Annotated in this window: 21 protein-coding genes; 16 read left to right on the forward strand and 5 right to left on the reverse strand. The window is 72.5% G+C overall.

The window, feature by feature from the left end:
• Positions 1-61: 61 nt before the first annotated feature.
• From AB0I73_RS27330 to AB0I73_RS27345, 4 genes are all read left to right on the forward strand, one after another.
• Positions 62-1,411, forward strand: coding sequence for an NYN domain-containing protein (locus AB0I73_RS27330; protein WP_363041596.1), 1,350 nt, complete (start codon positions 62-64; stop codon positions 1,409-1,411).
• Positions 1,412-1,741: 330 nt separating this feature from the next.
• Positions 1,742-2,827, forward strand: a complete 1,086-nt coding sequence (locus AB0I73_RS27335; RefSeq protein ID WP_363041598.1) for an NlpC/P60 family protein — start codon at positions 1,742-1,744, stop codon at positions 2,825-2,827.
• A gap of 247 nt (positions 2,828-3,074) precedes the next feature.
• The gene (locus AB0I73_RS27340; protein WP_363041599.1) at positions 3,075-4,091 is read left to right on the forward strand and encodes an NlpC/P60 family protein; all 1,017 of its coding nucleotides are present in this window, start codon (positions 3,075-3,077) and stop codon (positions 4,089-4,091) included.
• Between the two features lie 33 nt (positions 4,092-4,124).
• Positions 4,125-5,315: a hypothetical protein gene (locus tag AB0I73_RS27345; protein ID WP_363041601.1), complete on the forward strand. Its 1,191-nt coding sequence runs from the start codon at positions 4,125-4,127 to the stop codon at positions 5,313-5,315.
• A 41-nt stretch (positions 5,316-5,356) separates the two neighbouring features.
• Here the strand turns inward: AB0I73_RS27345 and AB0I73_RS27350 are convergent, their stop codons facing one another.
• Positions 5,357-6,595 carry a glycosyltransferase 87 family protein gene (locus tag AB0I73_RS27350; protein WP_363041603.1) on the reverse strand — a complete coding sequence of 413 codons (1,239 nt, stop codon included), beginning with the start codon at positions 6,593-6,595 and terminating at the stop codon, positions 5,357-5,359.
• 409 nt (positions 6,596-7,004) lie between these two features.
• On the opposite strand from AB0I73_RS27350, the gene AB0I73_RS27355 reads away from it, so the two are divergent.
• Positions 7,005-8,147: a glycosyltransferase family 4 protein gene (locus AB0I73_RS27355; protein ID WP_363041605.1), complete on the forward strand. Its 1,143-nt coding sequence runs from the start codon at positions 7,005-7,007 to the stop codon at positions 8,145-8,147.
• Between the two features lie 129 nt (positions 8,148-8,276).
• On the opposite strand, the gene AB0I73_RS27360 is transcribed toward AB0I73_RS27355, so the two are convergent.
• On the reverse strand, positions 8,277-10,085 hold the full coding sequence (locus AB0I73_RS27360; RefSeq protein ID WP_363041607.1) for an AMP-dependent synthetase/ligase: 1,809 nt from the start codon (positions 10,083-10,085) through the stop codon (positions 8,277-8,279).
• A gap of 298 nt (positions 10,086-10,383) precedes the next feature.
• Here AB0I73_RS27360 and AB0I73_RS27365 point away from each other — a divergent pair, with 298 nt between their 5' ends.
• The 6 genes from AB0I73_RS27365 to AB0I73_RS27390 all read left to right on the forward strand — a co-directional run bounded on the left by AB0I73_RS27365 (position 10,384) and on the right by AB0I73_RS27390 (position 15,693).
• Positions 10,384-11,181: a metallophosphoesterase gene (locus tag AB0I73_RS27365; RefSeq protein WP_363041609.1), complete on the forward strand. Its 798-nt coding sequence runs from the start codon at positions 10,384-10,386 to the stop codon at positions 11,179-11,181.
• Positions 11,182-11,319: 138 nt separating this feature from the next.
• Complete coding sequence (locus tag AB0I73_RS27370) at positions 11,320-11,799, forward strand: SRPBCC family protein (RefSeq protein WP_363041611.1); 480 nt, start codon at positions 11,320-11,322, stop codon at positions 11,797-11,799.
• A 57-nt stretch (positions 11,800-11,856) separates the two neighbouring features.
• Positions 11,857-13,068, forward strand: a complete 1,212-nt coding sequence (locus AB0I73_RS27375) for an ArsA-related P-loop ATPase (RefSeq protein WP_363041613.1) — start codon at positions 11,857-11,859, stop codon at positions 13,066-13,068.
• 57 nt (positions 13,069-13,125) lie between these two features.
• Positions 13,126-13,707 carry a DUF5304 domain-containing protein gene (locus tag AB0I73_RS27380; protein ID WP_363041614.1) on the forward strand — a complete coding sequence of 194 codons (582 nt, stop codon included), beginning with the start codon at positions 13,126-13,128 and terminating at the stop codon, positions 13,705-13,707.
• Between the two features lie 102 nt (positions 13,708-13,809).
• Positions 13,810-14,763 (forward strand): ROK family glucokinase, encoded by a 954-nt coding sequence (locus AB0I73_RS27385; RefSeq protein WP_363041616.1) that lies wholly within the window; start codon positions 13,810-13,812, stop codon positions 14,761-14,763.
• Positions 14,764-14,934: 171 nt separating this feature from the next.
• Complete coding sequence (locus AB0I73_RS27390; RefSeq protein WP_363041618.1) at positions 14,935-15,693, forward strand: endonuclease/exonuclease/phosphatase family protein; 759 nt, start codon at positions 14,935-14,937, stop codon at positions 15,691-15,693.
• A gap of 24 nt (positions 15,694-15,717) precedes the next feature.
• Here AB0I73_RS27390 and AB0I73_RS27395 read toward each other — a convergent pair whose 3' ends face one another.
• Positions 15,718-16,350, reverse strand: coding sequence for a hypothetical protein (locus AB0I73_RS27395; protein ID WP_363041620.1), 633 nt, complete (start codon positions 16,348-16,350; stop codon positions 15,718-15,720).
• Positions 16,343-17,140, reverse strand: coding sequence for an alpha/beta fold hydrolase (locus AB0I73_RS27400; RefSeq protein WP_363041669.1), 798 nt, complete (start codon positions 17,138-17,140; stop codon positions 16,343-16,345). Before AB0I73_RS27400 ends, AB0I73_RS27395 begins: the two co-directional genes overlap by 8 nt.
• Positions 17,141-17,370: 230 nt before the next feature.
• On the opposite strand from AB0I73_RS27400, the gene AB0I73_RS27405 reads away from it, so the two are divergent.
• From AB0I73_RS27405 to AB0I73_RS27420, 4 genes are all read left to right on the forward strand, one after another.
• Positions 17,371-18,135, forward strand: a complete 765-nt coding sequence (locus AB0I73_RS27405) for a lysophospholipid acyltransferase family protein (protein ID WP_363041622.1) — start codon at positions 17,371-17,373, stop codon at positions 18,133-18,135.
• Positions 18,136-18,171: 36 nt separating this feature from the next.
• The gene (locus AB0I73_RS27410; RefSeq protein ID WP_363041623.1) at positions 18,172-19,413 is read left to right on the forward strand and encodes a DUF5931 domain-containing protein; all 1,242 of its coding nucleotides are present in this window, start codon (positions 18,172-18,174) and stop codon (positions 19,411-19,413) included.
• A complete protein-coding gene (locus AB0I73_RS27415; RefSeq protein WP_363041625.1) occupies positions 19,410-20,108 on the forward strand; it encodes a response regulator transcription factor in 699 nt (232 codons plus the stop codon). Before AB0I73_RS27410 ends, AB0I73_RS27415 begins: the two co-directional genes overlap by 4 nt.
• Positions 20,109-20,196: 88 nt before the next feature.
• The gene (locus AB0I73_RS27420; protein WP_363041627.1) at positions 20,197-21,192 is read left to right on the forward strand and encodes a 2-hydroxyacid dehydrogenase; all 996 of its coding nucleotides are present in this window, start codon (positions 20,197-20,199) and stop codon (positions 21,190-21,192) included.
• Here AB0I73_RS27420 and AB0I73_RS27425 read toward each other — a convergent pair.
• The gene (locus AB0I73_RS27425) at positions 21,144-23,093 is read right to left on the reverse strand and encodes an anthranilate synthase family protein (protein WP_363041629.1); all 1,950 of its coding nucleotides are present in this window, start codon (positions 23,091-23,093) and stop codon (positions 21,144-21,146) included. The two genes, AB0I73_RS27420 and AB0I73_RS27425, sit on opposite strands and share 49 nt — an antisense overlap.
• A gap of 314 nt (positions 23,094-23,407) precedes the next feature.
• On the opposite strand from AB0I73_RS27425, the gene AB0I73_RS27430 reads away from it, so the two are divergent.
• Positions 23,408-24,760 (forward strand): class II 3-deoxy-7-phosphoheptulonate synthase, encoded by a 1,353-nt coding sequence (locus tag AB0I73_RS27430; protein ID WP_363041631.1) that lies wholly within the window; start codon positions 23,408-23,410, stop codon positions 24,758-24,760.
• The last annotated feature ends 10 nt before the right edge of the window (positions 24,761-24,770 follow it).

A 24,770-nucleotide genomic window follows, 5' to 3' on the forward strand; every position in this document is an offset into this window, starting at 1 on the left:
AGCGGGCCCCGCTCAGGAGGCCCCGTACGCGGGGTCGCACACAGGCATTGGGGTGTGACGGATGGTGGAGACCGTGGGCGGGAGGCCGGAGGACGGCGCCGCTGAGGTGCTCGACCGTCCGCTGCCCGACGGCGTGCGCCGCCGGGTCGTCCAGATCGTCTCCGACGGCTTCGGCGGACTGACGGTCGCCGAGTTGCCCGCCCAGCTCAGGCAGTACGCCCGGTTCACCCCGAACCGCCGCGCCAAGTTCGCCGGCAACGCCATGGCCGCCGCGCTGGAGAGCGAACCGCTGTTCCGCCAGCGCATCGCGGAGCGGCTGAAAGAGGCCCAGCCGGAACTGTCCGGCGCCCTCGAGTCGGGTTCCCCGCCCCCGGCCGCCGATCCGCTGGACGTGGCGGCCGCGGCCTATGTCATGCGGCCGCCCGGCTGGGTGAAGCTGGTGACCGCCGCGGGCGAGGAGGCCCAGCGGGCCGACGCCGAGCGCGCCGACGAGGAGAGCCGGGCCGAGGTGGAGCGGCTGCGCGCCGAACTCGCCCACGCCCGCGAGCACGCCAGGTCCGAGACCGAGCGGCTGCGCGGCGACCTGGACTCGGCCAGGAAAGAAGCGGACTCCCTGCACCGCAAGCTGCGGTCCGCGCTCAGTGACGTCAAGCGCGGCGCGGCCGCGCTGCGCAAGCTGCAGGGGGAGATGGACGCCGTCCGCGCCGAGGGGCAGGCACAGGTGTCCGCCGCCGAGAGCGAGAGCCGGCGCCTCAAGGCGCGCCTCGGCGAGTCGGAGGCCGCCCTGGAGGCCGCCCGCCGGGCCGCCCGTGAGGGCCGCAGCGTCGAGGACATGCGGGTGCGGCTGCTCCTGGACACCGTGCTGGACGCCGCCCAGGGGCTCCGGCGCGAGCTCGCGCTGCCCCCCGTGTCCGTCCGGCCCGCCGAGACCGTGGACGCCGTCGAGCCGGGGCGCATGTCCCCCAAGGACATCGCGGCCCGCGCGCTGTCCGAGGACGACCCGGCCGTCCTCGACCAGCTGCTGGCGCTGCCGCAGGCGCATCTCGTCGTCGACGGCTACAACGTCACCAAGACCGGCTATCCCCAGATGCCGCTGGAGAAGCAGCGCCTGCGGGTGCTCGGCCAGCTCGCCCAGCTCGCCGCGCAGACCGGCGCCGAGGTGACCTGCGTCTTCGACGGGGCCGAACTGGTCGCTCCCGTGCTGCTGGCGCCGCCGCGCGGGGTGCGGGTGCTGTTCTCCAAGCCCGGTGTCACCGCCGACGAGCTGATCCGCCAGCTGGTCCGGGCCGAGCCGCCGGGGCGGCCGGTCATCGTCGTCTCCACCGACCGAGAGGTCGCCGACGGAGTCGCCCGCGCGGGTGCCCGCCCGGTCGCGTCGGCGGTCCTGCTGAAGCGCTTCTCCCGGGCGTAGGGCGCAGAACACGAAGTCCGGTGGCGGCGGCGGTGCGGTACGTCCCATCCAGAACGTAAGCCCCAACCGCAACGTACCTGCTGATTGACCGAATTGGCGCGGTATTCACGCAACGTAGTGTCAGGTCGATATCACTGCACGTGAGTTGAGGGCAGAGAAACGCACTGTGACATAGATTTTGTGCCCGAGGATTTGAACTGATCACAAGAGAATCACTAGGGTCAGGCCTCGAACCTCCGCTCGGGTGATCGTTCACATGGGGTGGCGACGGCGGAGGTCCCGCCCGCCGGCGTGTCGGTAGGCGGCTGGAGGAAGAAGGAGCTCGCCTCCGTGGCGTCCCACCGTCGTCCCAAGCAGCCGAACCGGGCACGTGTCACTGTGCTCACCACCGCTGCCGCAGCTGCCGTCGTCCTGAGCTCGCAGGCCGCCAACGCGGCCCCCAGCGAGAAGCCGAGCAAGGACGAGGTGAAGGCCAAGGTCGACAAGCTCTACCAGCAGGCGGAGCAGGCCACCGAGAAGTACAACGGCGCCAAGGAGAAGCAGGAGAAGCTCCAGAAGGAGATCTCCACCATCCAGGACAACGTCGCCAAGGGCCAGCAGGAGCTCAACGAACTGCGCGACGGCCTCGGTTCGATGGCCAGCGCCCAGTACCGCAGCGGCGGCCTGGACCCTTCGCTCCAGCTCTTCCTCTCCGCCGACCCGGACGACTACCTCGACAAGGCGTCCACCCTCGACCAGCTCAGCATCCAGCAGGTCGACGCGCTGAAGAAGATCCAGGAGAAGCAGCGCGAGCTCGCCCAGCAGCGCTCCGAGGCCTCCGGCAAGCTCGAGGACCTCGCCTCCACCCGCACCGAACTGGGCAAGAAGAAGAAGGAAGTCCAGGGCAAGCTGGGCGCCGCGCAGAAGCTGCTCAACAGCCTGACCGCGGAGGAGAAGGCGAAGCTCGCCGAGGAGGAGGCCCGCGCCACCCGCGCCAGCGAGCGGGAGGTCCTCAAGGCTTCCGGCACCGACGCCGGCACCGCCGCCGGCACCGGCACCTCCGCCCCGGTCTCGAGCGGCTCCGGCCGCGCCGGCGCCGCCTTCGCCGCCGCCCAGAGCAAGCTCGGCACCCCTTACGTCTACGGCGCCACCGGCCCGTCCTCCTTCGACTGCTCGGGCCTCACCTCCTGGGCGTACGCCCAGGCCGGCGTCGGCCTCCCGCGCACCTCCGAGGCGCAGACCGGCGCGGGCACCAGGATCTACTCGGCCAGTCAGCTCCAGGTCGGCGACCTGGTCTTCTTCTTCAACGACCTGCACCACGTCGGTCTCTACGCGGGCAACGGCCAGATCATCCACGCCCCGCGCAGCGGCACCGTCGTCCGCTACGAGTCGATGAACACCATCGGCGGCCCGTTCATGTTCGGCGTCCGCGTCTAGGAGCGGTCGGACCACAGGGTTCGTCGGAGCCCCGTACTCCTGTCGGCCTCCTGTCGGCCGCGGCGGGGTCGCGTGCCTCCGTTCGGGGGAATCGTGGCCCGCCGCCCGACCCCGCGCCCCGCCTGTGACCTGCGGTCAGAGGCGGGGCGTCACCGTGTGTGGCCACCCGGGTCGTTGGTCGGTCGCCCGCCCCGGGGTTACTGTCTGCCGCGTTTCCCCGTCCGTCAGCGGAAGGAGCGCGGTCCCCGTGGGGTCCCATCGACGCCTTGCACCCTCCCCCGGTCTCGACCGGGGCACCACCGTCGCCTTAGGCCTCCTGTCCGCGGCGGCAGCCGCCCTGGGCGCCGTACCGGCGACGGCCGCCCCGCACGACGACCCGACGGCCGACGTGGACCGCCTCTACGAGGAGGCCGAGCGGGCGACCGAGGCGTACAACGAGGCCGACTCCCGCGCGGACGCCCTGCGGGGGCGGATCAACACCGTCCAGGACGAGATCGCCCGGCAGCAGGAGCGTGTCAACACCCTGCGGGAGTCGCTCGGTTCGCTGGCCGGCGCGCAGTACCGCTCCGGCGGGCTCGACCCCTCCCTCACCCTGCTCCTCTCCGACGACCCGGAGGACTACCTCGAACGGGCCTCGGTGCTCGACCGGCTCACCGCCCGCCAGGCCGGCCGGCTGAAGGAACTCCAGAAGGCCGGGCGCTCCCTGGACCAGAACCGCGCGCAGGCCTCCCGCAAGCTGGAAGAGCTGGAGCGGAGCCGCAAGGCGGCCGCCGCCCACAAGAAGACCGTGGAGCGCAAACTCGCCGAGGCCCGGCGGCTGCTCGACGCGCTCCCCGAGGCCGAACGCGCCGCCTACGAGCGGGCTGCCCGATCCGGCCGATCCGGCCTGCCCGGCCCGATCGGTGCCGCGGCCGCCTCCGGCCGCGCGGCCGCCGCCGTCGCCGCCGCCCGCTCCGCCCTCGGCTCGCCCTACGTCTGGGGCGCCAACGGGCCCTCCGGATTCGACTGTTCCGGCCTGATGCAATGGTCGTACGCGCAGGCCGGAGTGGCCCTGCCACGCACCTCGCAGGCCCAGCGGCACGCCGGCCGGCAGGTCCCGCTCTCCCAGGCCCGACCCGGCGACCTGGTGCTCTACCGGTCCGACGCCAGCCATGTCGGGATGTACGCGGGCAACGGTCAGGTGATCCACGCGCCCCACCCCGGCGCCCCCGTGCGCTACGACCCGGTCGGGATGATGCCGGTCTCCTCCGTCACCAGGGTCTGACCGGAGCGGTCCGGCGCCCGTACCCTCACAAGGATGGCTGGTCGAAGGCGGGTGTCGGGTGCGCCGGTGATGGCGCTGTGTCTGCTGCTCGTCTCCCTGGTCGGCTGCGGCGACCGGCCGGCCGTCGACGGCGCGCACGCCGAGGTGCAGGCACTGCTCGACCGGCGGGCCGGGGCCGTCCTCGGCCACGACGCCGCCGCCTACGCCCGCACCGGCACCCGGGCCGGGTACGACAGCCTGCGGGAGGTGCCGCTGGCCGACTGGGCCTACCGCGTGACCGCGGTGCGCCGCACGGGCGACACCGCCACCGTCGACGCCGACCTCGGCTACCGCGTCGCCGGCTACGACCGGGCCCCGGTCACCACCGCCCGCACCCTGCGCCTGACCCGGCACGACGACGGCCGGTGGTCCGTCGACTCCGACCGGCCGGCCGAGAAGGCCGGCCGGCAGCTGTGGGACCAGGGAGCGGTGCGTGCCGTGCACGGGGAGCGGAGCCTGGTGCTCGGTGTCGGACAGCCCGAGGGGAAACTGCGCGACTACGCCGAACTGGCCGACCGCGCGGTGCCGTCGGTGTCGGACGCGTGGGGTCCGCGGTGGGAACGGCGCGTCGTCGTCCTGGTCCCGGGCTCCCTGGAGGAGATGGCGGGGCTGCTGGGCTCGCCCGCCTCCTCCTACCGGGGGATCGCGGCCGTCACCACGGGCGAGACCGGTGCCGGCGCGAAGTCACCCGCGGACCGGGTCATCGTCAACCCGGACGCCTTCGGAATGCTCGGCGACTCGGGCCGGCAGGTCGTGGTCACCCACGAGACCACCCACGTCGCCACCCGCGCCCACACCACCGCCTCGACCCCGCTGTGGCTGTCCGAGGGCTTCGCCGACTGGGTCGGCTACCGGGGCGGCGACCGCCTCCCGGCCGACGCGGCACCGGAACTCGCCCGTGCGGTGAGGCACGGAGAGGTGCCCTCCGGGCTGCCGGACGACGACGACTTCGGCTTCTCCGGCGACGCCGACGACCTCGCCCGCGCCTACGAGAGCGGCTGGATGGCCTGCCGCCTCATCGCGGAGCGCTGGGGCGAGGAACGCCTCGGCGCGTTCTATCGCGCCGTGGGCGCGCACGCGCGGCGGGACGGCGCGGTCGAGGACGCGATGCACCGAGTCCTCGGCACCACACCGGAGGCCTTCACCTTCGCCTGGCAGGACTACCTGCGCGAGCAGCTCGACTGACCCGGCCCGGACGTTCGCCGCACCGGGAGACCGGGCCGGAGTCAGGAGGAGACCGGTGTTCTCGTGGCGCTCCGGGGGTGGGGGGCGGGAGCCGCGGGCGGGAGCCCTCGGGGGACCGTCGCGCGCCACAGGGTGCGGGCGGCGAGGAAGGTGGCGGCCACCAGCAGGCCGTTGCGGAGGAACAGCAGGGCGATGCCGAGCGGGTCACTGGCCACGACGTGCGCGAACCACAGCGGGAACTCCAGCACCGTCACGAACGACGCGACCAGCACCAGGGCCACCGGCAGCCGCATCCGGCTCCCACGGTGGCACAGGCAGACCGCGGCGAGCCCGACCAGCCACACCATGTACTGCGGGCTGATCACCCGGCTGGTGGTGGTGAACATCAGCACGGCCACGAACGCGGCGTCGGCGAGGGTGTGCGGCTCGAAGCGGGTGGCCAGCAGCCGCCACAGCACCAGCCAGGCCAGGGCCGCCCCGGTCAGCACCATGGCGCCCGTGCTCACCCAGGTCACATACGGGCCGAGGAACTCCACCGAGCCGTAGTTGAGCAGCACCTGGCCGTCCCAGCCGTGGTGCCGGGCGACATGGAGGACCAGCGCGCCCAGCGACTCCACCTCCGTGCCCCGGTCGCGCTGAAAACCCAGGAACGCGAAGGCGCCCGGCATGAACACCGCGAACACGCCCGCCACCGCGACACCGGTCACCACGGCCGACACCCACGCGGAACGCCGGCGGACACCGAGCAGCAGCATCGCCGGCCACACCTTCAGCAACGCGCCGAAGGCCGCCAGCGCCCCCAGCAACCGGGGACGCCGGGCACCGGCCAGCAGCGCGGCCACCGCCACCGCGGTCACCATCACGTCGTAGCGGGCGTACACCGTCGGCCCGAGCAGCGGCACGCCCGCCACCCACACCCAGGCGCCGCGACGGCTTCGGCCCGGCCGCCCGCCCGCGTACAGCAGCAGTGCCAGGGTGGCCAGGTCGGCGAGGAGCACCAGGACGAAGAACGCCGTGGCGTACTCCAGGAACGGCAGCAGACCGGGGGAGAGGATCGCCAGCGCCGCCGCGGGCGGGTACTGCCAGGTCACGTCGTCCAGTGGGAACGTTCCGGTGCGCAGGACGTCGTACCAGCCCCGGTAGATCCCGGACACGTCGCTGGTGACGTCCGGGCCGGGGAAGACGACCACCTTCAGGACCCACAACAGCAGGACGGTCCTCGTCAGCCCCCAGAGCACGAGCAGCCGAGCCGGGGACCCGCGCGAGCCCATCGTGTTCACGTGATCTCCTTCGAGGACGCCCAGGCCTTCAGGCCGGGGCGGGGGTACGTGACCGGGTGGAGTGCCTGCCGTGCGTTGCGAGAACCAAGCGCGCACACCGTGCCGATCGAGAGCCAAGACGGCACACCCGAGCTTCGCTCGACAAACCGGGCAGGTTCCGTCCCGGCTGGTGTTGAGGGAGTAGGACCTTGCAGGTCGCTGACCTGTGGGGCTTCCTGAGCCAGGAATCCCCTCGCTTGAGCTGGGGGAGGGTTCAAGTGATTCCTGCCCGTCCGTGTGCGGCCCTGAGGGGCCATGATGTCGCGGACCCCGGTGAGCGTGCCACAGCGGCCCGCCGGGACCCGGCGCCGAATCAGCCCTCCCGGCCGGTTCGGTGCCGGGCGCCGGCGGTTCGGTAGGGTCGGCGACGATGCACAAGACCCTGATCGTGACCAATGACTTCCCGCCCCGGCCCGGCGGCATCCAGGCATTCCTGCACAACATGGCGCTGCGGCTCGACCCCGAGCGCCTCGTCGTCCACGCCTCCACCTGGAAGCGTTCCCGGGAGGGCGTCGAGGCTACAGCCGCCTTCGACGCCGAGCAGCCCTTCACCGTCGTACGCGCCCGTACGCCGATGCTGCTGCCGACCCCGCAGGCGACCCGGCAGGCCGTCGCCCTGCTGCGCGAACACGGGTGCACCTCGGTGTGGTTCGGGGCGGCGGCGCCGCTCGGACTGATGGCGCCGGCGCTGCGCCGGGCGGGCGCCGAGCGGATCGTGGCCACCACCCACGGCCACGAGGCGGGCTGGGCCCAGCTCCCCGCCGCCCGGCAACTGCTGCGCCGGATCGGCGAGTCCACGGACACGCTCACCTACCTCGGCGAGTACACGCGCTCGCGGATCGCGGGGGCGCTCACGCCCGGCGCGGCCTCGCGGATGGTGCGGCTTCCGCCCGGGGTCGACGAGAAGACCTTCCACCCCGGCTCCGGCGGCGACGAGGTCCGGGCCCGGCTCGGCCTGACCGACCGCCCGGTGGTCGTCTGCGTCTCCCGGCTGGTGCCGCGCAAGGGGCAGGACACGCTGATCCGCGCCATGCCCGCGATCCTGGCCGCCGAGCCGGACGCCGTACTGCTGATCGTCGGCGGCGGGCCCTACGAGAAGGACCTGCGCCGGCTCGCCCAGGACACCGGGGTGGCCGGCTCCGTCCGCTTCACCGGCGCCGTGCCCTGGTCCGAGCTGCCCGCCCACTACGGCGCCGGGGACGTCTTCGCGATGCCCTGCCGCACCCGGCGCGGCGGACTGGACGTGGAGGGGCTCGGCATCGTCTACCTGGAGGCCTCCGCGACCGGCCTGCCCGTCGTCGCCGGTGACTCGGGCGGCGCCCCCGACGCGGTCCTCGACGGCGAGACCGGCTGGGTCGTCCGGGGCGACACCCCCGCCGAGTCCGCCGACCGCGTCATCGCCCTCCTCGCCGACGAGGAACTCCGCCGCAGGATGGGCGAGCGGGGCCGGGCCTGGGTCGAGGAGAAATGGCGCTGGGACCTCCTGGCGGACAAACTGAAAGCCCTGCTCTGATCCCAACTCGGCCCCCCGGCCGCAAGCCGGCCCCTCCGGCCTCAACTCAGCCCCTCCGGCGCTTGAGGAGCGGGGGGCCGGGTGGCAGAGCCCCCGTGGACGGGAAGGGGCGACGGGGGCGAAAAACGCCTACTTCGCGTAGATCGCCTCGATCTCGTGCGCGTAATCCTTCGCCACCACATTCCGCTTCAGCTTCAACGACGGGGTCAAATGCCCCGACTCCTCCGTGAACTGAGCAGGCAGCACCCGGAACTTCCGCACCGACTCCGCCTTGGACACCGCCGCGTTCCCGTCGTCGATCGCCGTCTGGATCGCGGCGATCAGATCGGGGTCCTCGCTCAGCGACGCCGCCGTGGACCCCTCCGGCTTGCCGTGCTCCGCCGCCCAGCGGACCAGGAACTCCTCGTCGACGGTGACCAGCGCGCCCACGAACGGCCGCCCGTCGCCGACCACCATGCACTCCGCGACCAGCGCGTGCGCGCGGATCCGGTCCTCGATCACGGCCGGCGCCACGTTCTTGCCGCCCGCGGTCACGAGGATCTCCTTCTTGCGCCCGGTGATGCTCAGGTACCCGTCCTCGTCGAGGGTGCCGATGTCGCCGGTGTGGAACCAGCCGTCGGCCAGCGCCTCCTCCGTCGCGCCCGGGTTGTTCCAGTACTCCTTGAACAGGTGCTCGCCGTGCAGCAGCACCTCGCCGTCGTCGGCTATGCGGACCACCGAGCCGGGCAGCGGCTGTCCGACCGTGCCGATCTTCGGCCGGTCCCAGGGGTTGAACGTGGTGGCCGCGCAGGACTCGGTGAGCCCGTACCCCTCCAGCACCGTGAAGCCGATGCCGCGGAAGAAGTGGCCGAGGCGCTCGCCCAGCGGCGCGCCGCCGGAGATGGCGGCCTCGCCGCGCCCGCCGAGCACCGCGCGCAGCTTGCCGTACACGAGCCGGTCGAAGAGCTTGTGCTTGATCCGCAGACCGAGGGACGGGCCCGACGGCGTGTCCAGCGCCTTGCTGTACGCGATGGCGGTGTCCGCCGCCTGGTCGAAGATCCGGCCCTTGCCGTCGGCCTGCGCCTTGGCCCGCGCCGAGTTGTAGACCTTCTCGAAGACCCGCGGCACGCCCAGGATCAACGTCGGCCGGAACGCGGCCAGTTCGTCGGTGAGCTGCTTGATGTCCGGGACGCAGCCCAGCTTGATCGGCGCCATCATCGGCGCGATCTGCACCAGCCGGCCGAAGACGTGCGCGAGCGGGAGGAAGAGCAGGACCGAGCACTCGCCGGTGCGGAACAGCGGGCGCAGCCGCTCCACGATGTTGCCGCACTCGGCGAAGAAGCTGCGGTGGGTGAGCACGCAGCCCTTGGGGCGGCCGGTGGTGCCGGATGTGTAGACGATGGTCGCCGGGTCGTCGGCCCCGGCGACGGAGCTGCGCTCCTCGACCGTCTCGTCGGTGACGTCCCGACCGAGCCGTCCCAGCTCGGCGATCGCACCGCCCGCGATCGCGCCGTCGATCTGCCACACGTGCTTCAGCGCGGGCAGCCGATCGCGCAGCGACTCCACCGCGGCCGCGTGGCCGTCGCTCTCCACCACGCAGGCGGTGGCGCCGGAGTCGCCGAGGATCCAGGCCACCTGCTCCGGCGAACTGGTCTCGTACACCGGCACGGTGACCGCGCCGGCGCTCCAGATCGCGAAGTCCAGCAGGGTCCACTCGTAGCGGGTGCGGGACATCAGCCCCACCCGGTCGCCGGGCCGGACACCGGAGGCGATGAGCCCCTTGGCGGCAGCCCGCACCTCGTCGAGGAAGGCGGTCGCCGTCACGTCCTGCCACGCGCCGTCGACCTTGCGGGCGATGACGGCGACGTCGGGGTGCTGCGCGGCGTTTCTGCGGATGATGTCGGTCAGATTGCCGTCCGCAGGGACCTCGTACAGAGCCGGAAGGCTGAACTCGCGCAAGACTGCTGCTCCTCTTAGGGCGCCGGCGCCACGACGTTGTGCGACGCGACGAAGGTGCGGTCCAAGGCTTGGGCGGGTACTCGAGGATTCAGCCGTTGAAAACCCGAGCACGAGTGGACTGCCCGGACGTTACCCGTCGGTATGGGTACTACGACAGGGGGCCCGGAGAGATGTTCGCTGCGTCACACAGCTGGGTGGTTCATCACGCACAGTATTCCACTGCCGCACCGCCGAGCCAGTTACCGCAGGTCCGGCCACCACTGTTCACACGGGACGTACCCGCCTACCCTTGATCGTCATGGCTTCCACACCAGACGGGGACCGGCGCACGCGCGTCCATGTGGTCAGCGACGTGCACGGCAACGCCCGTGACCTGGCCCGCGCCGGCGACGGCGCGGACGCCCTGATCTGCCTGGGCGACCTGGTGCTCTTCCTCGACTACGCCGACCACTCCCGCGGCATCTTCCCCGACCTGTTCGGCGTGGAGAACGCCGACCGGATCGTGGAACTGCGCACCGCTCGCCGCTTCGAGGAGGCGCGCGTGTTCCAGTCCCGGCTGTGGGCGGGCATCGGCGAGGACCGCGCCGGGGCGATCGAGAAGGCGGTGCGCAAGCAGTACGCCGAGATGTTCGCCGCCTTCCCCGCACCCACGTACGCCACCTACGGCAATGTCGACATACCGGCCCTGTGGCAGGAGTACGCCGGCCCCGGCACCACCGTCCTCGACGGCGAACGGGTGGAAATCGGCGGCCGGATCTTCGGCTTCGTCGGCGGCGGACTGCGTACGCCCATGAGAACGCCGTACGAGATCAGCGACGAGGAGTACGCGGCGAAGATCGAGGCCGTCGGCGAGGTCGACGTGCTGTGCACGCACATCCCGCCGGAGGTCCCGGAGCTGGTGTACGACACCGTGGCGCGCCGCTTCGAGCGCGGCAGCCGGGCCCTGCTGGACGCCATCCACCGCACCAGGCCGCGGTACGCGCTGTTCGGGCATGTGCACCAGCCGCTGGTCCGGCGCATGCGGATCGGGGCCACCGAGTGCGTGAACGTGGGGCACTTCGCGGCCGGCGGCCGGCCCTGGGCCCTCGAATGGTAAGGATGTCCCAGGTCGGACGAGTCGCGGTCGGATGAGTGGCGCCCGCCGGGTGCGCGATAGCCTTCCGCTGCACAGGCGTGCGCGTGGGCCGCGCACGGCGATCCGAACTACCGGCCCGCACCTGGAGGAGCCACGGCGATGGCGGAACACACCAGCTCGAGCATCACGATCGAGGCGGCACCGGCCGATGTCATGGGGGTGATCGCCGACTTCGCCCGCTATCCGGACTGGACCGGCGAGGTGAAGGAGGCCGAGGTCCTCAAGTCCGACGACCGGGGCCGGGCCGAGCAGGTGCGCCTCGTCATGGACGCCGGAGCGATCAAGGACGACCAGACCCTCGCGTACACCTGGACCGGTGAGCACGAGGTCTCCTGGACGCTGGTGAAGTCCCAGATGCTGCGCTCCCTGGACGGCTCCTACCTCCTGACGCCGACCGGCGCGGGCACCACCGAGGTCACCTACCGGCTCACCGTCGACGTCAAGATCCCGATGCTCGGCATGATCAAGCGCAAGGCCGAGAAGGTCATCATCGACCGGGCCCTGGCGGGACTGAAGAAGCGGGTGGAGTCGGGTGAGGAGCCGGCCGCCGGGCCCGGCGGGAAGCCGACGGCGGAGTAGCACCGGCCGGGAGGGAACGGCGCCGGCCGGGCACGGGCCCGGGTACCGTTCACCCTCATGCGTACCCTCCTGATCACGGGCCCCGGCGGCAACGGACGTACCACCGTCGCGGCGGCCACCGCGCTCGCCGCAGCCCGTGCGGGCACCCGCGTCCTGGTGCTGGGCACCGACCGGGTGGACACGCTGGGCGCCGTCCTGGGGACGCCCGTGGGCGCCGAGCCCGTCGAGGTCGAGCAGGGGCTCACGGCCCGGCGGGTCGACGCCGACGCGGACTTCCGCGCCGACCTGGCCGCCCTGCAGGACCGGGCCGCCACGGCGCTCGACCTGCTCGGCGCGTCCCGGCTCGACCCCGAGGAGCTCGGCCCGCTGCCCGGCGCCGAGGAGCTCTCCGTGCTGCGCGCCCTGCGGGACGCGGCGCTGTCACAGGCGTACGACCTGCTCGTCGTCGATCTCCCGCCCACCCCGCAGTCCCTCGCCCTCCTCGCCCTCCCCGAGGAGCTCCGCCGCTGCCTGCGCCGCCTGCTCCCGCCGGAACGCCAGGCCGCCCGCGCCCTGCGCCCCGTGCTCGGCCGCCTCGCCGGGGTCCCGATGCCCGCGGAGTGGCTGTACGAGACGGCCGCCCGCTGGGACACCGAACTGGCCGCGGTCGAGGCCGTCCTCGCCGACCGGGGCACCGCCGTACGGCTGGTCGCCGAACCCGGACCGGCCGGCGCCGACGCGGTACGCGCCGCGGGCCTGGGCCTCGCCCTGCGCGGACTGCGCACCGACGCGCTGGTCGCCGGACGCCTCCTGCCCGAGGACGTCGAGGACGGCCGGCTCGCCGGCCTGGTCGCCCAGCAGCGCAAGACCCTGGACGAGTGGCGCGAGACGTATGACGTCCACCCGGTCGCCCACCTGGGACGCGATCCGCGGGGCCCGGACGACCTCGCCGCGCTCGCCGTACCCGGCGTGCCGGCCGTCGAGGGGACGCGGGCCGGGGTCGAGTGGCCCGTCACCGGCCTTCCCCACTCCCGGCTCTCCTCGAGCGGGGAGCCCTCCACCGCCGACGACGTACTGGTCTGGCACATCCCCCTGCCCGGCGCCCGGCGCGAGGAACTGGACCTGATCCGGCGCGGCGACGAACTCACCGTCACCGCCGGGCCGTTCCGGCGGACCGTCCCGCTTCCCTCCGCGCTGCGCCGCTGCACCGTGGACGGCGCGGCCCTGCGCGAGGGCGAGCTGCGCATCCGGTTCCGGCCGGATCCGCGGCTGTGGCCGCGCACCCCGTGAAGCCGGTGCGGCCGTTCGGGTAACGTCGGAAGGGCCCACCGTAGTCAGGAGTCCGTCATGAGCGATCAGCTCCCCCCGCCCGACGCCGCCGGGGACGACCCCGTGGAGGACGTGCGCGCAGTGGAGGACGACGTGCGCGCCGTGGACGAGACGCGCACCGCCTTCGACGCGGACGCCTGGGCGACGGCGTGCGCCGAGGACCTCGAGGCGGAGAAGGCCCGCCGCCGCGCCCAGTACGGGCCGCCGCCCGGGTCGGCCGCCGAGGAGCTGAAGAAACTCGTCGACGCGGTCGCCGAGAAGTTCGACCAGCTCACCGGAGGCCTCCAGGCCCCCCTGTTCGGAGCGGTCGCCGGGCCGGCCGCGCAGCAGGTGGTGCGCCAGGTCGTCCAGCAGGCCAAGGCAGTCGTGGAACCGGTCGTCGAGCGCAACCCGGACGTCTTCGACCACCTCGCCGCCGCGGGCAACGAACTGCTCGCCGCCTACCGTTCCGCGGTCCAGGACCAGGAACGCCGCTGGACGACCCGGGACACCCGCGCCTGGGACCCCGACGAGGCCCGGGACGAGGACGGCGAGGGCGACCCGGGCCGGGACCGGGGCGACGAGCCGGGCCCCGGCGGGGAACGCATCGACCTGGACTGAGGGCCCCGGAGTCGGTGAGCGGTCCCGCCGGTGCCGGGAACCCGGCGGCAGGGCCTCGGGTACCGTGGGCGGTAGCGGGGCTCGACCGGAACTGAGGGATTCATGGGACTCACCATCGGCGTCGACATCGGCGGCACCAAGATCGCGGCCGGCGTGGTCGACGAGGAAGGCAACATCCTCTCGGTCCACAAGGTGCCGACCCCGGGCACGCCCGACGGCATCGTGGACGCCATCGCCTCCGCGGTGGAGGGAGCACGCGCGGGCCACGAGATCGTCGGCGTGGGCATCGGTGCGGCCGGATACGTCAACCGCCAGCGTTCGACGGTGTACTTCGCCCCCAACATCTACTGGCGCAACGAGCCGCTCAAGGAGAAGGTCGAGGCCCGCACGGGTCTTCCCGTCGTCGTGGAGAACGACGCCAACGCCGCGGCCTGGGGCGAGTACAAGTTCGGTGCCGGCAAGGGCCACCGCAACGTCATCTGCATCACGCTCGGCACCGGCCTGGGCGGCGGCGTCATCATCGGCAACAAGCTGCGCCGGGGCCACTTCGGCGTGGCTGCCGAGTTCGGGCACATCCGGATGGTGCCGGACGGCCTGCTGTGCGGCTGCGGCTCGCAGGGCTGCTGGGAGCAGTACGCCTCCGGCCGCGCCCTCGTCCGGTACGCCACCCAGCGCGCCAACGCGACCCCCGAGAACGCGGAGGTCCTGCTCTCCTTGGGCGACGGCACCCCCGAGGGCATCGAGGGCAAGCACGTCTCCATGGCCGCCCGCAAGGGCGACCCGGTGGCCGTCGACTCCTACCGCGAACTGGCCCGTTGGGTCGGCGCCGGCCTCGCGGACCTGGCCTCCCTCTTCGATCCGTCCGCATTCATCGTCGGCGGCGGTCTCTCCGAGGAGGGCGAACTGGTCCTCGACCCGATCCGCAAGTCCTACAAGCGCTGGCTGGTCGGCGGCAACTGGCGTCCGGTGGCCGAGGTCCGCGCCGCCGAACTCGGCAACAAGGCCGGCCTGGTGGGCGCAGCCGACCTGGCCCGGCAACCCGACCCCATCATGTGATCTCCCCTACCCACGCGCACGGCGGCGCCCGCCCGGCCCCCTCGGGGACCGGGCGGGCGCCGCCGTTTCCGCGCCGTACGCGCCGCGGCCTTCTGTAACAGGACGGCCGCAGGCTGCATAGGACGGCCGCACGACACTTCTGACGGGGCGGGTCGGCGTATCTTGATCCCCATGGCGACGACTCCGCTGCTGCCGGACTCCCGTACCGAGCCGGACGGTTCGGCCGTGGTCCGGGTGCTGAGTTACAACATCCGTTCGATGCGTGATGACACCGACGCGCTGGCCCGGGTGATCGGGGCGTGTGCGCCCGATCTGGTGCTCGTGCAGGAGGCGCCGCGGTTCTTCCGGTGGCGCAAGAAGCTGGCACGGCTCGCCTCCGCCTCCGGACTGGTCACGCTGTCCGGAGGCGCCACGGCCGCCGGACCCGCCGTCCTGTGCTCCCTGCGGACGACCGTCGAGCGCACCGAGGACGTGCTGCTGCCGCTCACCCCGGGGCTGCACCGGCGCGGCTTCGCCACCGCCGTCGTACGGTTCGGCGGTGCCCGGCTCGGGGTGCTGAGCTGTCACCTGTCGCTGGCGAAGGACGAGCGGTACGAGCAGGGCGGCATGCTCCTGGACCGGCTCGCCGGGATGGGCGTGGAGCACGCGGTCGCGGGCGGTGACGTCAACGAGCGGCCGGACGGCCGCACCTTCCGGCGGCTGGGCGACTCCCTCACGGACTGCTGGGCGGCCGCGCCCTGGGGCGGTGAGTACACCTCGACGCCCACCGAGCCGCAACAGCGCATCGACGCCCTGTTCGCCACGGAGGGCGTCGAGGTCCTGGGCTGCGGTGTCCCGCTCGACCAGCCGGGGGTGAGCGAGGCCGACCTGAGGGCGGCCACCGACCACCTGCCGGTCCTGGCCGCCCTCAGAGTGCCGGCGGCCGCGTAGACCGCGTGGGTGAGGGGCCCGTTCTCAGACCACCGCGCCGCGGCCGGGATCGTCGTCGTCCTCGTCGCCGGTGCGCATCCGCATCACCAGGGTGGCGAAGCCGCCCAGGAAGCCGCCGATGCAGAGCGTGGTCAGCCACCAGGTCATCTCCCAGCCGAGCAGTATCGCCAGCAGGAGCAGCACCGGACCGCCCAGCACCCCCAGCCAGGCGAGCTTGGAGGTGAGGTCTGACTCGGGCAGCGGCGGCGGCTCCGGCGGTACGAAGTGGCCCTCGTCGCCGTCGTCGAAGTCGTCGTCCGAGGGCTCGGACACGCTGTAGTCGCGCGGGCCCACACCCGGCGCGAAGGCGATGGAGCCGCCCAGCGGCTTGGCCGGCTTCTCCCCGGTCCTCGTGGGGGCCTCGGCCTGTGCCGACCCCTCGTCATTGGTCTCGGACTCCAGCAACGCCAGATCCTCGACCGACTTGAACGGCTTGGCGCCCGCGGGGTCCGGCGGCTCGTCCCCGTACCCGGCGACGATCGCCGCCCACGCGGCGTCCTCGTCGAAGGGAACGGCCTGTTCCTCCGGACCCCGGCCGTCACGGTCCCGGCCGACCTCGCGCGCCTCCCGGTCCTCACGCCCCTCGCGGTCCTCGCGGTCCGAGTCGTGCTCAGCCACCTGTGGTCGTCCCTTCCTTGCCGAGACCGGGCTCGTTGACGGCGCCGGGTGCGAGCCGGCCGATGAACGCGGTGCTCTCCTGGAAGATCCGCTCCGCGTCGTAGTCCAACGTCGCCACGTGGTAGCTCTGTTCCAGCAGGATCTCCGTCACGTCGAGCGACGAGACCCGGCCGAGGATCCGGGCCGAGTCCGCGGGCGGCACCACATGGTCCTGCGGGCTGCGCAGGAGTAGCAGCGGCTGGGTGACCTGGGGCAGTTCGCCGTCGAGCATGCGCAGGAAGGCGCGCAGGGAGTGGGCCGCGTGCAGCGGTACCCGGTCGTACCCCAGCTCCGTTACCGACGGGTTCGCGATGTCGCTCGCGATCCCCTTCGTCGTGGGGATCAGATGGCGGGCCACGGGCAGCGCGTGCGCGGTCGGTCCGTGCACCTTGTTCGCCGGGTTGACGACCATGACGCCGCTCACCGCGTCGCCGTGCCGCGCGGCCAGCCGCAGGGCGAGCGCGCCGCCCATGGACAGGCCGGCCACGAACACCCGCGCACACCGGTCCCGCAGCAGCCGCAACTCGCGGTCCACCTCCGCGTACCAGTCCTGCCAGCCGGTCAGCCGCAGGTCCTGCCAGCGGGTGCCGTGCCCGGGGAGCAGGGGCAGCGAGACGGTCAGGCCGTGCTCGGCGAGGTGCTCCGCCCAGGGGCGCAGCGACTGCGGTGAACCGGTGAAGCCGTGGCAGAGGAGGACTGCGGTCTCCCCGCCCTCATGGCGATACGGCTCGGCTCCGGTCAGGAGCGGCACCTTGGCCTCCCGGTCTGAAAGTCGTAGGAGTCGTAGCAGTCGTACGGAGGGGCTGTACGTCATGACGGTCATGGCACGGGTGTCATGGGTCGCGCCCGCAAACGAGTTGCAGGACCTTCACCGTACGCGACCGCACTGACACCGACCAGGGCCGTCGGAGCCATTGACGGCGCCCCGGGATATGGTCTGATTCACACGCACAGGAAGGCACTCGCTTGTTGTACGGCGCGATGAAGTTCACCGTCGGAGGGTCGCTGAAGCTCGCCTTCAGGCCCTGGGTGGACGGCCTGGAGAACGTACCCGCCGAGGGCCCGGCCATTCTGGCCAGCAACCACCTGTCGTTCTGTGACTCCTTCTTCCTGCCGGCCGTGCTCGACCGCAAGGTCACCTTCATCGCCAAGGCCGAGTACTTCACCAGCCCGGGTGTCAAAGGCCGGCTCACGGCCGCCTTCTTCAAAGGGGTGGGTCAGCTCCCGGTCGACCGCTCCGGCGCGCGCGGCGCGGGCGAGGCGGCGATCAGGAGCGGTATAGAGGTCGTCGAGCGTGGCGAGCTGTTCGGCATCTACCCCGAGGGCACCCGCTCGCCCGACGGGCGTCTCTACCGGGGCAAGCCCGGCGGTCTCGCGCGCGTGGCGCTGGCCACCGGCGCGCCCGTGATACCCGTCGCCATGATCGACACGGAGAAGGTCCAGCCGCCCGGGAAGGTCGTCCCGAAGCTGATCCGGCCGGGCATCCGCATAGGCAGGCCGTTGGACTTCAGCCGCTACCACGGTATGGAGCACGACCGTTTCGTGCTCCGCGCGGTGACCGACGAGGTCATGTACAAAATCATGAAGCTCTCCGGCCAGGAGTACGTCGACATCTACGCGACCGCCATGAAGCGGCAGCTCGCGGAGGCGGCCAAGGCCGACAAGGAAGCGGAGAAGGCGCAGAGGGCGGAGAAGAAAGCACAGCGGGAGGAGGCCGCCGAGCAGCGGCCGTCCGATCTCCGGTAGTCCGTCAGCGGGTCCGGGGCGGGAGTGGGGGAGGACATGCCCAGGGGCGGGGAAGTCATGAGGATGTCGGTCGAGCAGCCGCTGTGGCGCGCGCTCACCGGCTACCGGGTCCTGACCATGGTCTACGCGGTCGGCCTGTTCGCCACCGCCTACGACGAGTTCGAGCGCCCGTGGCTCGCCGTGGTCTACTTCGCCGTGCTGGTCGTATGGACCCTGGCCACCCTGCCCCTGGTCGCGAACGCCGCCCGCTGCACCAGACGCTTCCTCACCGCCGACCTGACCATCGCACTCGTCGGCATCCTGCTCACCCCCGTCGCCGACGCCCACGAGCGGATCCAGGCGGGCGGCCCGACCATGCCGTCGATCTGGACCGCCGGCTCGGTGCTCGCCTTCGCCATCAAGGGCGGCTGGCGCTGGGCGGCCCTCGCCTCCACCCTGGTCGCCGTCGCCAACCTGGTCGAGCGCGGCGGCCCCGCCCGCGACACCGTGCACAACGTGGTCCTCGTCTGGGTCGCCTCCATCGCCATCGGCTACGTCGTCGAGGTCGCCCGCGCCTCCGAGCGCACCCTCGCCCGCGCCCTGGAGATCGAGGCCGCGACGAGGGAACGGGAGCGGCTCGCGCGGGACATCCACGACGGCGTGCTCCAGGTGCTCGCGATGGTGCAGCGGCGCGGCGCGGTGATCGGCGGCGAGGCGGCCGAACTGGGCCGGATGGCCGGCGAGCAGGAGGTGGCGCTGCGCACCCTGGTCTCCGGCGGCCTGGTGCCCGTGCCCAGGGCCTCGCGGGACACGGCCGGGAAAGAGGCCGTACGCGCCGCGGACGACACCGCCGGTGAGGCCGGGGGCGGCCCCGTCGACCTGCGTGCCCTGCTCGCCCCGTACGCCGGTGCCCTGGTCAACCTCGCCGAACCCGGGGCGCCGGTGCCGCTCGCACCGGCCGCCGCGCGGGAGGTCGCCGCCGCCGTCGGGGCGGCCCTGGACAACGTGCGCGAGCACGCCGGGCCGGACGCCCGGGCCTGGATCCTGGTCGAGGACGAACCGGACGAGGTGATCGTCACCGTCCGCGACGACGGGCCCGGCATCCCCGAGGGCCGGCTCGCCCAGGCCGAGGGCGAGGGACGGCTCGGGGTGGCCCTGTCGATCCGCGGCCGGCTGCGCGACCTCGGCGGCAGCGCGGAACTGATCTCGGTGCCGGGTCAGGGCACGGAGGTCGAGCTGAAGGTGCCCAAGGACACGAGGGAAGCGGACGACCCGCGGGGGAAGGCGGAGCAGCGATGACGGACACGGCAGCCGAACGGGAAGCCGGCCGGGGCCCGGTCAAGGTGATGGTGGTCGACGACCACCCCATGTGGCGCGACGCCGTCGCGCGCGACCTGTCCGAGTCCGGCTTCGCGGTGGTGGCCACCGCCGGTGACGGCGACCAGGCCGTGCGCCGCGCCGGGGCCGCCGCCCCCGACGTCCTCGTCCTCGACCTGAACCTGCCCGGCAAGCCCGGTGTCCAGGTCTGCAAGGAGGTCGTCGCCGCGAACCCCGCCCTGCGCGTGCTGGTGCTCTCGGCGAGCGGTGAGCACGCCGACGTCCTGGAAGCGGTGAAGTCGGGTGCCACCGGCTATCTGCTGAAGTCGGCCTCGACCCAGGAGCTCCAGGACGCGGTGCGCCGTACGGCGGCCGGCGACCCGGTGTTCACCCCGGGCCTGGCCGGGCTGGTCCTCGGCGAGTACCGCCGGCTGGCCTCCGATCCGGCACCCGTCCCGGAGAGCGGTGGGGCCAGGGCGCCCCGGCTGACCGACCGGGAGACCGAGGTGCTGCGTCTGGTCGCCAAGGGCCTCAGCTACAAGCAGATCGCCGAACGGCTCGTCATCTCCCACCGCACGGTGCAGAACCACGTCCAGAACACCCTCGGCAAGCTCCAGCTGCACAACCGCGTGGAACTCGTCCGCTACGCCATAGAACGCGGCCTCGACGACGAGTAGGGCCCGTCCGGCCCCAGCGCGATCCCTTTCCGGACCCGTATATTCACGCATGCGGCAGCAATCCCGGCACGACCCCCGGAGGGACCCCGTGGAGATCCTCGCGTTCGGTGTGCAGTCCGATGAGAAACCCATGATCGAACAGGCGTTCCAGGGCCACCACGAGGTACATGGCCTGGACGTCTTCCTCAACGAGGACACCGCCCTCATCGCGACCGGCCACGAGGTGATCTCCACCAGTGTCAACTGCGACCTCGGCGCCGGGGTCCTGGAGAACCTGGCGGCCGGCGGCACCCGGATGATCGCCCAGCGGTCCACCGGCTTCAACAACGTCGACCTGAAGACGGCCGAGCGGCTCGGCCTGACGGTCGCCCGGGTGTCGTACTACTCGCCCCACTCGGTCGCCGAGTTCGCCTGGACCCTCGCCATGGCGGTCAACCGCCGTATCGTCCGCGCCTCCACCCGCACCCGCGACTTCGACTTCCGCCTCGACGGCCTGATGGGCCGCGACATGCACGGCCGCACCGCCGGCGTCCTCGGCACCGGCAAGATCGGCGAGGCGTTCGCCCGGATCGCGCACGGCTTCGGCATGCGGCTGCTCGGCTGGGACGTCGCCGAGAACCCGGCCTGCCGGAAGCTCGGCATGACCTACGTCTCCAAGGAGCGGCTGCTCGCCGAGTCCGACCTGGTCACCCTGCACGTTCCGCTCGTGCCGGAGACCCACCGGCTGATCGACGGGCCCGCCCTGAGGACGATGCGGGACGACGCGATCCTGGTGAACTCCAGCCGCGGCGGACTCGTCGACACCGCCGCCCTCGTCGCCGAACTGCGCGCGGGCCGCTTCACCGGCGTCGGACTGGACGTGTACGAGGCGGAGGCGGGCCTGTTCTTCCTCGACAAGTCCCTGGAGGCCGTCGAGGACGACACCCTGGCCCGCCTCGTCACCTTTCCCAACGTCCTGGTGACGTCCCACCAGGCGTACTACACCGTGGACGCCGTCAGCCAGATCATCGAGACCACGGTGCGCAACGTGCTCGACTACACCGCGGGCCGCCGTTCGGAGAACGTCCTCGTACCGCGCAGCTGACCCATCAGCCGCGCGACGAGCGCCGCGCCGTTCAGGGTGAGCACCGACTCGGGGTGGAACTGCAGCGACGCGAAGCCGGGCCCGCGCAGGGCGTGCACCTCGCCGTTCGCCGCGCGGCTCACCTCGATGCCGTGCGCGGCCAGTTCCGCCGCCGCCTCGTCGTCGCACCGGGCGACGAAGCTGTTGTAGAAGCCGACCGTCTCCGGCCGCCCGAAGAGGTCGATCTCGGTCTGCGCCCCCTGGTACGGCACCTCCTTGCGGACCGTGTCGAGACCCAGCTCGGCCGCGATCAGTTCGTGGCCGAGGCAGACGCCGAGGACGCCGTGCCGGTGGTCCCTGATCACCGCGGCGGCCAGGCCGCGCAGGAACCGCATCTTCGCGTCGGCCGGGTCGGACGGGTCACCGGGGCCGGGCCCCAGCACCACGGGCCCCTCGTGCCCGAGCACCGTCTCCCGCAGCCCCGGTTCGTCGTACCGCCGGACGGTGACCGCGAGCCCCGAGGAACGCAGCACATGCGCGAGCATCGCCGTGAAGGTGTCCTCCCCGTCGACGACCAGGGCGTGTCCCTCCAGTCCTTCCCGTCCTTCCTGTCCTTCCCGTCCCGCCGGCGCGGCCGACGGCTCCCGCATTCGCAGCCAGAACGGGGCCAGCGAGGCCCGCCGCCCGTCCAGCGCCGCCCGCACCCGCGGATCGTCGGCCAGCCGCGGCCGTACGGACTCCTCGCGCGGCCGTCCCGGACGCACCCCCAGCGCGGCCAGCACCCCGGCCGCCTTCGCATGGGTCTCGGCGACCTCGCCCGCCGGGTCCGAGCCCCGCACCAGCGTGGCGCCGACCGGCACCCGCAGCCGCCCCGCCGCGTCGATGTCGGCGGTGCGGATGAGGATGGGGGAGTCGAGGGTCTGCGCCCCGACAGATCCTTCCCGCCCACCACCCGGATACCGGCCGATCAGCGCCAGCGCCCCCGCGTAGTACCCGCGCCCGGTGGACTCGTGCCGTCGGATCACCCGGCAGGCGTTCTGCACCGGCGACCCGGTGACGGTCGCGGCGAACATGGTCTCCTTCAGCACCTCCCGCACGTCCAGCGAGGACCGGCCGCGCAGCTCGTACTCGGTGTGGGCGAGATGCGCCATCTCCTTCAGCCGGGGACCGACCACGACCCCGCCCATGTCACCGACGGTGCACATCATCTTGAGCTCCTCGTCGACGACCATCGACAGCTCCTCGATCTCCTTGCCGTCGGCGAGGAAGTCCAGCAGGTGCTCGGGGGTCGGTCCCCCGGCCGGGTAGCGGTACGTGCCGCTGATCGGGTTCATCACGACGGTCCCGCCGGACGCCCGCACGTGCACCTCGGGGCTCGCGCCGACCAGCGTCCGTCCGCCCGCCTCCCGTCCGGTGCACACCACGAACGTCCAGTAAGCGCCCCGCTCGCCCTCCAGCAGCCGCCGGAACAGCGCCAGCGCGTCGGCCCGCCCGAACCCGGGGATCTCGCCCTCGTAGGTCCGCCGGATCACGAAGTTGGCGCCCTCGCCCCGCCCGATCTCCTCCCGCAGCACCCGCCCGACGATTCCGGCGTACGCGTCGTCGTCGACGTCGAAGCCGCCGCCCTCCACCCGGACGTCGTGCGCGGGCAGCTGTTCCAGGGCGGCGGTGAGCGGGATCTCGTGGCGCTCCTCGGGAGTCAGCACCAACAGCGGGGTGCCGTCGTCGCACACGTCGAAGCCGCGCTCCCGGATCTGCCGGAAGGGGACGAGCGCCAGCCCCTCGTCGGGCAGGTCGGCCAGCCGGTCACGGGGGCTGACGGGGCCGAGCAGCAGCTCCACCACGGTGTCGTCGTGGCCGGGGGTGCGGCGGCGCAGCAGGGCGAACGGACGGGGATCGTCCAGCAGGTCGAGCAGGTTCATCGGTCGTGGTCCCTCGGTGACGGAGGGCCGACCGGGCGCCGCGCGGGCCGCGAACGCCGAAGGCCGCCCCTCGGGCGGCCTTCGCGGAGTCTTGTGTACGCGCGATGGTTCAGTGGGCCGCCGGAGAAGCGGTCCACCACCAGTTCTGGGCGGAAGGGTTCTGAACCGAACCGTTCCGGGTCGAAAGCGCGAACATGCGACGCACCCTAGCGCATGTCCTCGGCGTGGTCCTCAGGTGTCCACGGAGAACATTCCCCGTCTCACTTGCTGGGCATGGGCCTGGAAGGCGCCATTCCACCCCGTAGTGTTGAGACGTGACCGTGAACGCTAAGACCAGCCCGAGTGCTGGCAACACCTGGCGAGACCTGCCCGCGGCGCAGCAGCCCGAGTACCCCGACACCGAGGCTCTGCGCGCAGTGATCGCGGACCTCGAGTCGTATCCACCGCTCGTCTTCGCGGGCGAGTGTGACCAGCTGCGCGCCCGGATGGCGGCCGTCGCCAAGGGAGAGGCGTTCCTCCTCCAGGGCGGCGACTGCGCCGAGTCCTTCGACGCGGTGTCCGCCGACCACATCAGGGCCAAGCTGAAGACACTGCTCCAGATGGGCGCCGTACTGACGTACGCCGCGTCCGTGCCCGTCGTGAAGGTGGGCCGGATCGCCGGCCAGTACTCCAAGCCGCGCTCCAAGTCGACCGAGACCCGCGACGGCGTGACCCTGCCCAGCTACCGCGGCGACTCCGTCAACGGCTTCGACTTCACCGAAGAGGCCCGTGTCCCGGACCCCGAGCGGCTGAAGCGGATGTACAACGCCTCGGCCTCCACGCTGAACCTGGTGCGCGCCTTCACCACCGGCGGCTACGCCGACCTGCGCCAGGTGCACGCCTGGAACCAGGACTTCGTGAAGTCGTCCCCGTCCGGCCAGCGCTACGAGCAGCTCGCCCGCGAGATCGACCAGGCGCTGAACTTCATGCAGGCCTGCGGGGTCGAGCCGGAGGAGTTCAAGACCGTCGAGTTCTTCTCGTCGCACGAGGCGCTGCTGCTGGACTACGAGTCGGCGCTGACCCGCGTGGACTCGCGCACCGGTCGGCTGTACGACGTCTCCGCGCACATGGTGTGGATCGGTGAGCGCACCCGGCAGCTGGACCACGCGCACATCGAGTTCGCCTCGAAGATCCGCAACCCGATCGGCATCAAGCTCGGCCCGACGACCACCGCCGAGGACGCGCTGCAGTACATCGAGCGGCTCGACCCCGAGCGTGAGCCGGGCCGGCTGACCTTCATCGTCCGGATGGGCGCGGACAAGATCCGCGACAGGCTTCCCGAGCTGGTCGAGAAGGTCACCGCCTCCGGTGCCACCGTGGCCTGGGTGACCGACCCGATGCACGGCAACACCTTCGAGGCGGCCTCCGGGCACAAGACCCGCCGCTTCGACGACGTGCTCGACGAGGTGAAGGGCTTCTTCGAGGTCCACAAGGAGCTCGGCACCCACCCGGGCGGCATCCACGTGGAACTCACCGGTGACGACGTCACCGAGTGCGTGGGCGGCGGCGACGAGATCTTCGTCGACGATCTGCACCAGCGCTACGAGACCGCCTGCGACCCCCGGCTGAACCGCAGCCAGTCGCTGGACCTGGCGTTCCTCGTCGCCGAGATGTACCGGGACCAGTAACACCGCTCAC

It is taken from the genome of Streptomyces sp. NPDC050388, assembly GCF_040655635.1.
In the GTDB taxonomy this organism is placed as follows: domain Bacteria; phylum Actinomycetota; class Actinomycetes; order Streptomycetales; family Streptomycetaceae; genus Streptomyces.

Bases quoted from the DNA above. Each gene is read 5' to 3' on its own strand.
- AB0I73_RS27330 (WP_363041596.1), top strand. From the start codon at position 62: ATGGTGGAGACCGTGGGCGGGAGGCCGGAGGACGGCGCCGCTGAGGTG.
- AB0I73_RS27345 (WP_363041601.1), top strand. From the start codon at position 4,125: ATGGCTGGTCGAAGGCGGGTGTCGGGTGCGCCGGTGATGGCGCTGTGT.
- AB0I73_RS27355 (WP_363041605.1), top strand. From the start codon at position 7,005: ATGCACAAGACCCTGATCGTGACCAATGACTTCCCGCCCCGGCCCGGC.
- AB0I73_RS27365 (WP_363041609.1), top strand. From the start codon at position 10,384: ATGGCTTCCACACCAGACGGGGACCGGCGCACGCGCGTCCATGTGGTC.
- AB0I73_RS27370 (WP_363041611.1), top strand. From the start codon at position 11,320: ATGGCGGAACACACCAGCTCGAGCATCACGATCGAGGCGGCACCGGCC.
- AB0I73_RS27375 (WP_363041613.1), top strand. From the start codon at position 11,857: ATGCGTACCCTCCTGATCACGGGCCCCGGCGGCAACGGACGTACCACC.
- AB0I73_RS27380 (WP_363041614.1), top strand. From the start codon at position 13,126: ATGAGCGATCAGCTCCCCCCGCCCGACGCCGCCGGGGACGACCCCGTG.
- AB0I73_RS27385 (WP_363041616.1), top strand. From the start codon at position 13,810: ATGGGACTCACCATCGGCGTCGACATCGGCGGCACCAAGATCGCGGCC.
- AB0I73_RS27390 (WP_363041618.1), top strand. From the start codon at position 14,935: ATGGCGACGACTCCGCTGCTGCCGGACTCCCGTACCGAGCCGGACGGT.
- AB0I73_RS27405 (WP_363041622.1), top strand. From the start codon at position 17,371: ATGAAGTTCACCGTCGGAGGGTCGCTGAAGCTCGCCTTCAGGCCCTGG.
- AB0I73_RS27410 (WP_363041623.1), top strand. From the start codon at position 18,172: ATGCCCAGGGGCGGGGAAGTCATGAGGATGTCGGTCGAGCAGCCGCTG.
- AB0I73_RS27415 (WP_363041625.1), top strand. From the start codon at position 19,410: ATGACGGACACGGCAGCCGAACGGGAAGCCGGCCGGGGCCCGGTCAAG.
- AB0I73_RS27425 (WP_363041629.1), bottom strand. From the start codon at position 23,093: ATGAACCTGCTCGACCTGCTGGACGATCCCCGTCCGTTCGCCCTGCTG.